Raw genomic sequence first — 12367 nt, 5'->3', positions numbered from 1 at the left:
AGACATCGCAAGTTTCAAATAAAAAAGGGGATATACAGCGGTTTCCGCTCTTATGGGGTACATCTTAGCCCCCTCATCGCTTGCGGTGAACCAGCGCTGTAGGCGGGTTTCCCACCATAGGCGACTGGTGAACCCGAAGGGGGAGGGGTTCTTCTACCTCATAACACCGGGAAGTGCTGTAAAGATCCAAAAACTTAATTGGAACATTGCTGCAAAATAACCGCAGAGAAATTGTTTATCCGAAACACTACCTTTGATTTTCCCAGTCTTCATCAAATATACGGAGCTTTTTCAAAAACAAAAATTAATCCTAATCCTAAGTAATTGGACAAAAATATTTACAGTCATTGCGAGCGAAGGGAAGCAATCACAACCCTTGCGATTGCCTCATTTCACTTCGTTCCATATGGCTAACGCCACGCAACGCTTACGCAATGACATTGTGTAATTAATTCTGTCTCACTACTTATAGCATTCTATTTACGATTATTGGGATGCCGGTTTCCTTGTGCTAATGTAACAATTATTAATTTTATCTTTTAAAGAATTGACAATATAACACACCATATGGTAGGTTTATACTGAGCTACAGGACAGTGGAATTTTGGTACAGATCCAAACCCTGCTAACATTGTAGATGCTAACGGTAGTGCATTGGATCGTGATCAAAATGGATTTTTATTCCCTATGCGATTCTCTGGTGTCAAACCATCAACATTAGTGGCATTGAAAAATAACCAAGTTGTTGCCAGTGGTAAATCACAGACTATTTCCTTACAACCAGGAGAGACTGTTTCATTCATCATGAATGATCAACCTGGTGTTTATTATGACAACACTGGTAGTCAACTTCTTAAATACTCTTTTGAGTGTAAATAATGTTTGAATGGATATTACATGAGGTAAACATCTTGTCTAAAAAATCAGTTCATTAGAATTATTTAATTAGCATTGTCGTTTATCCTTGCTTCCACAAACATACTTATAAGAATTAGTGGCTCATTGTTTTTTTAGCAGAGCCACTTTTTTTCTCACCCGCTCCCTTTATGCTAAAACATTCCTATTTTGCAGTCATAACCATTACTACCTCTCTAGGATATTTAAACCTCAAATCTAAGCAGAGTGAGGGTTTTAGGATGTGTTTTTGTTGAAAATATCATAAGAGGAGCGGTAGAACCAACTTGTTTAAAATTGACATCTAACATCAATTATATGAATAACCCAGTTAATAATATAGAAATTGCCACATCCACTTTATTCACAAAACAGGCAAGCAATTTGACCAAGTCAGAGGAAAATAACACAGAGGCGGCTAATTTAGCCTCTTCCCCCTCTTTTGTAGAGTCCACTCTATTATCAAACCCCTTAATTGAAGACTGTGTTGTTCTCATCAATAAAACTCAAAGCGGTCAATCTGAATTAGTTGCTTACATAGTTTCTAATCTACCCATATCCCCAGAACAAATCCAATCAGAACTACAAAATCTTATACCAGAATCTTTACTGCCAAAAGCTTACATCCCAGTATCTAGCATACCCTTAACAGTTACCGGAAAGATAGATAAAGCTGCATTATTGAAATTAGAAGTTATTGATTCTGACTTGATAGATAGTGTAGAAAAACAACTAAACTCATCATTAGAAATTGAGCGCGTTGCAGTTGTAGTTGAGCCGCAAGTAAAGATAATTCCCCCTCTTCATTTAGAGGATTTATTACCAGAAGTTCCAGCAATAGTTTCTGAAGATAATCAGACTCAAATACCAACAATTACATCTAGGGAAAAGAGAGAAACTAACCAGAACATAGAATCAAAAAAGCCGGCTATTAGTCATGGAGAACCCCTGCAATACCCAGGAAACGCTCCCAAAACATTAGGAGAAGTGTTGCAACGAGCGGCTGAACAATCAACTAATGGGATCATCTACATTCAGTCCGATGGTAGCGAGAAAATTCAATCTTATCGGGAATTATGGGAAGATGCCCAAAGAATTTTAGCTGGATTAAAAAAGTTAGGACTGAAACCCCAAGACAAAGTAATTTTTCAATTAGAAAACAATCAAGATTTTATATCTGCTTTTTGGGGTTGCGTATTAGGGGGATTTGTGCCAGTACCCATATCCATCGCCCCATCCTATAATCAAATCAACAGTACCACAAGCAAACTCCAGAATGTTTGGCAGATGTTAGAGAAACCCCTTGTATTAACAAGTGCTTCTTTATGTCCTCAAATTCATGATTTCTCAAAACTTTTTAATTTAGAAAATTTTCAAGTTGAGATTATTGATAATCTCTACAAATCTGAACCAGATTTCAACTTTCATAACAGCCAACCAGAAGATTTAGCGATTTTGCTTTTGACTTCTGGAAGTACAGGTACACCTAAAGCTGTTATGCAGAGTCATAGCAGTTTGATTGGACGTTCTGCTGGGACTACTCTAATGAATGGTTTCACGAAAGAGGATGTTTCTTTGAATTGGTTTCCCCTAGATCATGTTGGGGGGATAATTATGTTCCACTTCCGGGATGTATTTTTGGGCTGTCAGCAAATCCATGCTCCCATTGAATTGGTTTTGCAAGAACCGACAAAATGGTTAGATTGGATTTCTCATTATCGAGCCACAATTACCTGGAGTCCTAATTTCGCTTATGGACTGATAAATGAACAACTAGAAAAGCTTTTAACCCAGCGGACTCCCCAATGGGATTTATCCTCAATGGGATTTATTTTAAATGCAGGTGAAATTATTGATGCCAAAACAACCAGAAGATTTTTGCAGTTATTGAAATCCTATCAACTCCCTTCCACAGCAATGCACCCAGCGTGGGGAATGTCTGAGACATCTTCAGCAGTTACTTATTCTGACAGTTTTTTATTGGACTCAACGACAAACGAACAAAAATTTGTGGAAGTGGGAGCGCCTATTCCTGGATTTGCTATGCGAATTGTCAATACTGAAAATCAGGTAGTTGAGGAAGAAACAATTGGACAATTGCAGGTAAAAGGTGCATCTGTCACATCTGGTTACTATCAAAATCCCCAAGCAAACCAAGAAGCTTTCACTGAAGATGGTTGGTTTAATACCGGAGATTTAGGCACTCTGCGTTCAGGACGTTTAACGATTACTGGACGACAAAAAGATGTAATTATTATCAATGGACTTAATTATTATTGCCACGAAATTGAAGCTGCTGTGGAAGAAGTTGACGGGGTAGAAATATCTTATACAGCCGCCTGTCCTGTCCGTGTGAATGCCAGCAATACCGATAAATTAGCCATCTTTTTTAATTCCCAAGTTGCTGATGATCAAACTTTGATAAATCTCCTCAAAGAGATTCGCGTTCAGGTTGTCAACCAAATAGGAATTAATCCAGATTTTTTAATTCCGGTAGATAAAGAAATTATTCCCAAAACTGCCATAGGCAAAATTCAACGCTCTCAACTAAGCCAGCGTTTTCATATAGGTGAATTTAAACCAATTCTCAAACGAATTGATATATTATTAGGCAATTCTCATACTATTCCTAACTGGTTTTATCGGCAAATCTGGCAGCCCAAATCCCCGCTTATTAATAAGGACTATCTAAATTTAATTAATCCTACTTTAGTATTTCTCGATTCCTGGGGATTGGGAGATTACATAAGTCGAATATTATCTCAATATAATCTGCCATACATAACTGTTTCATCTGGAGAAAATTTTCTGGAAATCAATAATTCCTGTTATCAAATTTCTCCAAAAGAAGCAGAACACTATCAGTTATTATTTAACTCTTTAGCAAACAAAAATATTGTCGTCGGGCAAATTATTCACCTATGGACTTATGATGAATATACTGGGGATATCGAAAGTTTAGAAGCTCTTAAACTAGCGCAAACACCAGGAATATATAGTTTATTATTTCTAGTTCAAGCATTAGCTAAAGTTCAGGATTTTGACCATTCAGTTAAATTGCTCTTTATTTCCAACCACATTCAGTCTATTTTGTCAACTGATCTAATAGCTTATGAAAAATCTCCAGCTCTAGGATTGATAAAAACCATTCCACAAGAACTACCTTGGTTAGATTGTCGTCATATTGATTTAACTTTTGGAGAAGTTGAAAAAAATGGGGATTATATTCTCCAAGAACTACAAATTTCTTCAAAAGAACGAGAAGTTGCTTACAGAAATGGGCAGCGGTTTGTGACTCGTTTGGAAAAAGTGGATTTATCAAAAGAACCCAAACATCCAATTCCTTTTCAGCAAGGTGGAACTTATTTGCTGAGTGGAGGACTGGGAGGTGTAGGGGTAGAAATTGCTAAATATTTATTACGAAATTACCAAGCTCGGCTATTATTAATTGGCAGAACTCCCTTACCAGAAAAAAGTACATGGGATTTACATTTACAAAAAAAAGATGCTATTTCCCAACCCATTAAAGCTTATCAGGAACTAGAGCAACTTGGGGGTGAGGTAATTTATGAAGCTGTTGATATTTGTGACTTAAATAATTTACAGGCAATTGTCGAAAAAGCTAAAAACAAATGGGGAAAAAACTTAGATGGAATAATCCATTTAGCAGGAAGATTCCATGAACAGTTTGTGTTAGCAGAAACTCAAGAAAACTTATCAGCACTGCTACGTGCCAAGATGTTAGGAAGTTGGACGCTACACCAATTAATCAAAGACAAGAAAGACAGCTTTTTTATCAATTTTTCTTCCATAAACAGTTTTTTTGGAGGTAGTGCCGTAAGTGCTTATGCTGCGGCCAATAGTTTTCTCGATTGCTTTTCCCATTACCAAAAATATCAGAGTGCATTACAAAGCTATTGTTTTGCTTGGAGTATGTGGGATGAAATAGGGATGAGTGCGGGATATCAGATGAAGAACCTTACCCGTGCCAAAGGTTTCTATGCTATGCCCTCTAGCCAAGCCATATCTTCGATGTTGGCGGCTTTACACCATAACCAAAGACACTTATTTATAGGTTTAGACGGCAACAATCGCAATATCAGCCGTTGGCAGGTGGAAACAGAGAGTTTGCAAAAACTAACAGCTTATTTTACTGCTAGTTCCCCTGTGGAAATTGACGCAGATTTTCAGGTAAAAGACGATTTTGGAACTGTTTGCACCTGTAAGTTAGTACAAGTGTCAGAAATCCCTTTGACTGAAAATGGTGCAATTGATAGAGACAAACTAGTGCGAAGGTTTATCCGTCAGGAAACAGGCGTTTTGATAGCACCCCGCAACGAGGTAGAAGAGAAGATTGCTCAAATTTGGCAACAAGTTTTAAACATCCCGTCTTTGGGTATTGACGATAATTTCTTTGAACTTGGCGGTAATTCCCTTCTTGCAACACAAGTAATTTCCCGAATACGAAAAGCCTTTGGTGTGGAAACTTCCTTACAAAACCTGTTTCAAGCCCCAACCATAGCCCAGTTAAGTCAACTCATTGCAGTTGATAACAGTCAATCATCCTCTGTCACTTACATAATACAACCGACAGAACGGACTGAAGATTTACCCCTCTCCTTTGCCCAAACTCGATTATGGTTTATTGACCAATATGAAGGGGCTAACGCTATTTACAACATTTTCCAAGGTTTACGACTAGAAGGGAAACTGAACATTGAAGCCCTAGAAAAAGCCGTAAATGCCCTGATTGTCCGCCATGAAACCTTACGTACTGGCTTTTTGTCCTCTGAGGGTGAGCCGGTTCAAATCATCCTTCCCCAATTAACCTTAACTATCCCGGTGACAGATTTAGGAGAATTGTCTCTAGAAGAACAAGGTTTACAAGTTCAACACCTTGTCACTCAAGAGAGTCATAAACCCTTTGATTTAAAAAATCCGCCTCTGCTGCGAGTGAGTTTGTTTCGTTTAGGCGCGACAACCCATATTTTACTCCTCACTATCCATCATATTATCGCTGATGGTTGGTCAATGGGAGTCTTGAACAGGGAATTATCCCACCTTTACCAAGCAGCCTGTAAGGAAGAAACTCCCTCTTTACCAGCATTACCAATTCAGTATGCAGATTTTGCCCAATGGCAACGCAATTGGTTACAAGGTGATGTTTTAGAATCTCAGCTATCCTATTGGAAACAACAATTGGGCGGTAGTCTCCCCGTCTTAGAATTACCCACAGATCATCCGCGTCCAGCGATTCAAACTTATAATGGTGCATCTATATCTGTGGAACTTTCCCTAGACCTAACCAATGGGCTGAAAGCATTGAGTCAGCAGGAAGGAGTTACCCTATTTATGACTCTGCTGGCGGCATTTCAGATATTACTTTATCGTTATTCAGGTCAGGAAGATATTATTGTTGGTACACCAATTGCTAATCGTAATCGCCAAGAAATTGAACCCTTAATTGGATTTTTTGTAAATAGTTTGGTTCTTCGCACTAATTTGGGAGGAAATCCCAGTTTCCGAGAATTACTAAAGCAAGTGCGGGAAGTAACATTAGGAGCTTATACTCATCAAGATTTACCCTTTGAGAAATTAGTAGAAGAAATCCAACCAGAAAGAGATTTAAGTCGTAATCCTCTATTTCAGGTTTGGTTCAATATGATCAATTTCACAGGATCAACACTATTGAAATTGATGGATTTAAAGGCAGAAAACCTTTTAAGTCAAGAAATTGATTCCAAGTTTGATTTAACGCTGTATCTGGAAAACAAAGACAAGAATATTTATCTACAATTGGTTTACAACAAGACTCTTTTTAATGCTGATACCATTGAAGAAATGTCAAAGCATTTTCAGCAATTATTAAAAGTGATTGTTAGGAATCCAGAATATCCTATTTCCAATTTATCTTTATTGACGGAAACGGAACGTTATCAATTATCCTGTCGTCGTAATTTAATTCAACCGAGTAATCCCTTTACAGAATTCCTCAAATCAGACATTAAACAATCTATTCCATCGCGGTTTCAACAGCAAGTCGAAAAATATCCCCATCATTTTGCGATTAAGACCAGAAACTATGAGTGGACTTATGAAGAATTAAATCAGCAGGCTAATAATATCGCTCAACAATTGCTTGCATATCTTCCCCATGAACAGATCAGAATTGCTCTTCTATTTGAGCATGATGCACCTATGATTGCTACGATTTTGGGTGTTCTTAAATTAGGTCAAATATACGTAACTCTAGACCCTGATTATCCTCAAGATAGAGTATCTTATATACTAGAAGATTCTCTTGCTAGTTTGATTATAACGAATGATCATAATTTTGATAAAGCTCAAGATTTGGTAGGCGAAAAATTGCGTATTATCAATATTGATCAAATTGAAATAACAGATATTTATGAAGAAATTAATCAAAAAATATCAGCGGATACTATTGCTTACCTTCTCTATACCTCTGGCTCAACAGGACAGCCAAAAGGGGTTATCCAAAATCATGGTAATGTTATCCATTTTATTAGAAATTACACCAATAACCTCCATATATCTACTCAAGATAAACTAACCTTATTTTCATCTTATAGTTCTGATGCTGCGGTGATTGATATTTTCGGAACTTTGTTAAATGGAGCTACTTTATATCCTTTTGATCTTAAACAAGAAGGATTAGCAAATTTATCTCAATGGTTAAGGGAACAAGAGATTACGATTTATCACTCTACACCAACAGTCTATCGCTATTTCCTAAATTCAGTCACTGATAAAAAAGACCTGGAAAAAATTCGTTTAGTTGTTTTGGGTGGGGAGACAGTTGTTAAACAAGATGTTGAACTCTATGGAGAATACTTTGCTGATGACTGTATTTTTGTGAATGGTTTAGGCTGTACGGAATCTTCTTTTAATTTGCAATATTTAATCAATAAGGAAATAGCAATCCCTGGTAATTCTATTTCGGTAGGTTATCCGTTCGATGATACGGAAATTCTTTTACTTGATAGTGATAGAATGCCGACAGATATTATAGGAGAAATTGCTATTAGAAGTCACCATCTTGCTTTAGGTTATTGGCGTAAACCTGAACTCACCGCTGAGGTATTTCTTCCTGATCCTACAGGTGGTAAAAGACGCATTTATCGTACAGGAGATTGGGGGCGTTTTCTACCTGATGGCAGCTTAAAATTTTTAGGGAGAAAGGATTTTCAAGTGAAAATTCGGGGATTTCGGATTGAATTAGGAGAAATTGAAGCCGTTATTAGTAAGCATCCCGATGTTTTAAACACAGTAACAATTGTCCGTGAAGATATCCCCGGAGATAAACGTCTTATTGCTTACATTGTGCTGCAACCCCAAGGAAGATTAACTCAAACCGAATTACGCCAATTGGTGAAACAGAAGTTACCCGACTACATGATTCCTTCTGCTTTTGTCTTTTTAGAAAAAATTCCCTTGACTCCTAATGGCAAAATTGATCGTCGCGCCCTACCCGCACCTGATTCAAGCAGACAAGATACCGCAAAAGCCTTCCTAGCTCCTCGTGATGAATTGGAACTCCAACTAACTAAGATTTGGGAAAAAGTCCTTGCCCGTAAACCTATCGGCGTGAGGGATAATTTCTTTGATCTGGGGGGACACTCGCTGCTGGGAGTGAAGCTATTGGCCCAAATTCAAAAAAGTTTCCCAAGTAATCTGCCTTTATCTATTCTGTTCCAAACTCCAACAGTTGAAGAACTGGCGAAGGTTTTGCGACAGAAAAAAGTGACACCACCCTGGTATTCCCTCGTTCCCATTCAACCCGGTGGCTCTCGTCCTATTTTGTTTGGTATTCACCATATTTATTTCAATGATTTAAGTCGCTATTTAGGACCAGAACAGCCGATTTATGCTCTCCATTATGCAATGGCAGAAGCGACTTATAGGGCGCTTTCTCTACCCAAAATGGAAGATTTGGCAGCCCACTATATCGAAGAAATGCGAACTCTTCAACCAGAGGGACCTTACTTTCTCATGGGTCTTAGTTTTGGCGGAGTAGTTGCCTACGAAATGGCGCAGCAGCTAGTCGCCCAAGGGCAGGAGGTGGGGTTACTGGCTTTATTTGATACGCACATTGAAAGGGGCAGAAAATTATTACCACTCCGCCAGCGAGTCGCTAATTTGTTACGGCTGACTCTCCCAGAATTGATGGAAAGGGTTAATGGTAGGGTGAAAGCGAAACTGCTTGTTCTCAGATATGGGAATCAGTATCTGCCGCACATCTATAATCGAGAGGGAATGGTTGCGACGGCTAAGGCTTATACTCCCAAACCTTATCCGGGACGGGTCAACCTGTTTAAAGCGATGGATGTATCTGTATCTTCCGTCAATTATCAAATCGAACCGCCTGAACTGGGATGGAGGAAATTTATCACTGGCGAGTTAGAAATTCACGAAGTTCCTGGGAGTCATATTGGCATATTGGAAGAACCTAACATTCAGATTTTGGCAGAAAAATTAAGAGTTTGTATGGATAAGGCTTTGGGCGATTTTGAGGTTTAATGCCAGATGTCAGTAAAATAATCATAGATTACGGTGGTTTTGAGATTAATGAGTGGTGTAAAAAATATGATCAAGTTAATTTTTACGGCAATTTTAATACTTTTCCTCACAGCTTGTACTAGTATTGCCTTATTACCGACACCGGAATTAGTCCAAAAAGCGATCGCCCTGCAACTAGAACAAACCCAACAGCAACTTAACCAACAGCTAGATTTAAACTTCCAACAATTTAATATTCAGCGTATATATATTACTCAACAACAACCCCTCACCATTGAAAACTTACCAGCTTATCGGGTACAGGGAAATTACGACTTTACCGTGAAACTACCAAAACGCAGTTTTAAACAACTTGAAAAACCCTTTGAAGTTTATCTACAAATTCAAAAAGAAGGTAAAAGTTGGCGGTTATTAATACCAGAAAAAAACCATCAAGATCCTCAATCCAAATGGCAGAGTTACTTAATTCTTTAATGGGATGTTTGACACTCCCCGGTCTAAGAGGGTGTTTGAAAAGTCATGATTGCCGTATCAAATGTTTTACCCCTCCCTAACCCTCCCCTTGTGAAGGGGAGGAAACCAGATTTTTCTTGTTTCCCCCCTTGACAAGGGGAAAGGGGGGTAAAAATGTGATGAAAATTATGGGATACCACTTTTAAAACATCCTCTAAAGACACGGGGATTCTTGGTTCAACAAGACCACATATATTCAAAACGGCTGGATTGTTTGATTCTAAACGTAGGGGTAAAGCAAGAGCTTCATTGGTGTCAACTTAGGCTACAGATGGCTTATTTGTTGGCTTCCACACCCGCCCGAAAATGATAGCGTAGCGGGGCGTAAGCCATATTTCCGGGCTAATAGCGAAAGTAAACTAAAGTTTACTCAAAAATTTTCGGGTTATTTAGTCATCAAAAGACAACTTTTGCTATTAGACTGGGAATATGGCTAACGCCACGCTACGCTATCATTCCCAGGCGGGCTATGGGTTTTACGTTAAGTTGACACTAATGAAGCTCTTGCTTTCCCCCTACACATCTGGGTTATTTGTCATTTGGCAAAAGTTTAAATCTCACCCGTGTTTAGTATAGAAAAGATAAAATAATTTTATAAATTGAGATAACCTCTTTGTACCAAAATAAATGTACATTAGCTGATATAATCAAGATTCTAACCGCACAAAAAAATCTATCAATCTCAGATTCAACCTGTGATATATGCTGGTTTAGGGTTAGACTCTAAATATATAGGAAAAAAATACTTCTTTCCTTAATTATTGTAAAATTCACTTAACAAACAAAGATTCAGTTTGAACAAGTGTCATCTCATACAAAGGAGAAATAAAAATGACAGAAAATAATCAGGATAATATCAGTAATACTGAAGAAAGTTCTCAGGGAACAATCATAGTGGCTGGAATGCGTCCCATTACCACTGGCACTTTACAAGTAGTTGATACCTTCAACTCCATGGGAATTCGTCCCATAGGTGCAAACACATTCCAAGTAGTTGATAGTATTAACTTGTCTGGTATTCGTCCCATTGGTTCTAGCGCCTTGGTAGTTTCTGACAACTATTCTGTCTTCGGAAATCGGCCAATAGCACCGAACACCTTCGATGACTCCGAACTTTTGATGGGTTTTCTAGACTAATTACATTTCCAATATTTTCATTAGAGAACTTCACAAAAAGAAATACCCAATGTCATTCTGTTCGCGCAGCGTGCCAGAGGCATTGCGAAACGAAGTGTAGTGAAGAATCTCTTGAGATGCTTCGTTTCGCTACACTACACTCAGCATGGCAAAACAGGATCATTTATTTTGTGGCTTACTCTTATATCAAATTCAACCTGGTTTTATCAAGAAACTAGGTTGTTTTATTAAAAAAATTATCAGAAGATCCCCGACTTCTTTTATTTATTATGTCCGCAAATTATAAATTAATGTCAGAAGTCGGAGATCTTATCACTGATATTAAAAAAGGAGTAGTTTAATTATGGCAAAATCTTCAATTTTATCAACATCTTTAAACTTTCAAGAAAATTATCCATGTCCAGTATGTCGCGTGGGTAAAATTTCGCAAATGTTGATGATGGAAGCTATGTGTTGTGATTTCTGTAATGAGATTTTTACAGTTAATTTAGAATTACAACAAATTAAAATGCCTTCTAGAGAACCGCCTTTAGTTTGGAGTTGGAATGGATTGAGGTGGACGCAAGCACGATTAGGAACTGTGGAATTAGGTTGGGGTTATGGTTTATCTGCAATTGCTTTTATTCTTTTACCAACTACCTTAATAGGGGTGACAGCATATTATTTTCCTCCTCATTCTCATGTTCCCCTGTCATGGATTCCATTTGTTTGGACAGTGCTAACTTTTTTGGCACACTTAGGAATTATTATTTGGATTTTTATTGAAGTTTATCAGATTCCCATTATCGCATATTTGCGAGCCATTACCCGGTGGCAAAATAGACTGATTAGATAAATTTTACCAATTTCGAGCATTATACTGAAAACGGTTTATAGTTTAACCACATATGGGCGTTGCTGATTAAGAGTATGATTTTATTTCAGGCAGAGTCGCAGAGAGTAAGAGTTTCATTTTTTTGATTTTTCAATTTCATACCTCAATATGGCTTCGCCACGCAGGCTATCAGCAACGCCAAACCCCTCTGGTAAACCTCTCCTTTGCACCCCTCCCTGACCCTCCCCTACAAGGGAGGGAAAAGGAGCAGCTTTTATAATTGGAGAGGCTTTGAACTTGTTGTTTGTATGATAAAAAGGACAAAAATATTTACAGTCATTGCGAGGGAAGGGAAGCAATCACAACCCTGGCGATTGCTTAATTTCACTTCGTTCCAAATGGCTAACGCCACGCAATGCTTACGCAATGACATTGTGTAATTAATTCTGCCTCACTACTTAGGAATTA

Annotated in this window: 5 protein-coding genes; all 5 read left to right on the top strand. The window is 38.1% G+C overall.

What is annotated here, in order from left to right; genetic code table 11:
* The first annotated feature begins 687 nt into the window (after positions 1–687).
* The 5 genes from AA650_RS27810 (at position 688) to AA650_RS10280 (ending at position 11920) form a co-directional block, all read left to right on the top strand.
* Positions 688–879: a hypothetical protein gene (locus AA650_RS27810; protein ID WP_199924420.1), complete on the top strand. Its 192-nt coding sequence runs from the start codon at positions 688–690 to the stop codon at positions 877–879.
* Between the two features lie 333 nt (positions 880–1212).
* A complete protein-coding gene (locus AA650_RS10295) occupies positions 1213–9435 on the top strand; it encodes a non-ribosomal peptide synthetase (RefSeq protein ID WP_053538952.1) in 8223 nt (2740 codons plus the stop codon).
* Between the two features lie 66 nt (positions 9436–9501).
* Positions 9502–9909, top strand: a complete 408-nt coding sequence (locus AA650_RS10290; RefSeq protein ID WP_053541246.1) for a hypothetical protein — start codon at positions 9502–9504, stop codon at positions 9907–9909.
* An 870-nt stretch (positions 9910–10779) separates the two neighbouring features.
* The gene (locus tag AA650_RS10285; RefSeq protein ID WP_053538951.1) at positions 10780–11085 is read left to right on the top strand and encodes a hypothetical protein; all 306 of its coding nucleotides are present in this window, start codon (positions 10780–10782) and stop codon (positions 11083–11085) included.
* 343 nt (positions 11086–11428) lie between these two features.
* Positions 11429–11920, top strand: a complete 492-nt coding sequence (locus AA650_RS10280) for a hypothetical protein (protein ID WP_027400933.1) — start codon at positions 11429–11431, stop codon at positions 11918–11920.
* The last annotated feature ends 447 nt before the right edge of the window (positions 11921–12367 follow it).

This window comes from Anabaena sp. WA102 (genome assembly GCF_001277295.1).
GTDB classification, from domain to species: Bacteria; Cyanobacteriota; Cyanobacteriia; order Cyanobacteriales; family Nostocaceae; genus Dolichospermum; species Dolichospermum heterosporum.
Note: the sequence above shows the minus strand (reverse complement) of the source record. Positions and strands in the feature narration are given on the sequence as shown.

What these genes read in the sequence shown, in the direction of transcription:
- AA650_RS27810 (WP_199924420.1), top strand. Translation starts at nt 688, where the DNA reads ATGCGATTCTCTGGTGTCAAACCATCAACATTAGTGGCATTGAAAAAT.
- AA650_RS10295 (WP_053538952.1), top strand. Translation starts at nt 1,213, where the DNA reads ATGAATAACCCAGTTAATAATATAGAAATTGCCACATCCACTTTATTC.
- AA650_RS10290 (WP_053541246.1), top strand. Translation starts at nt 9,502, where the DNA reads ATGATCAAGTTAATTTTTACGGCAATTTTAATACTTTTCCTCACAGCT.
- AA650_RS10285 (WP_053538951.1), top strand. Translation starts at nt 10,780, where the DNA reads ATGACAGAAAATAATCAGGATAATATCAGTAATACTGAAGAAAGTTCT.
- AA650_RS10280 (WP_027400933.1), top strand. Translation starts at nt 11,429, where the DNA reads ATGGCAAAATCTTCAATTTTATCAACATCTTTAAACTTTCAAGAAAAT.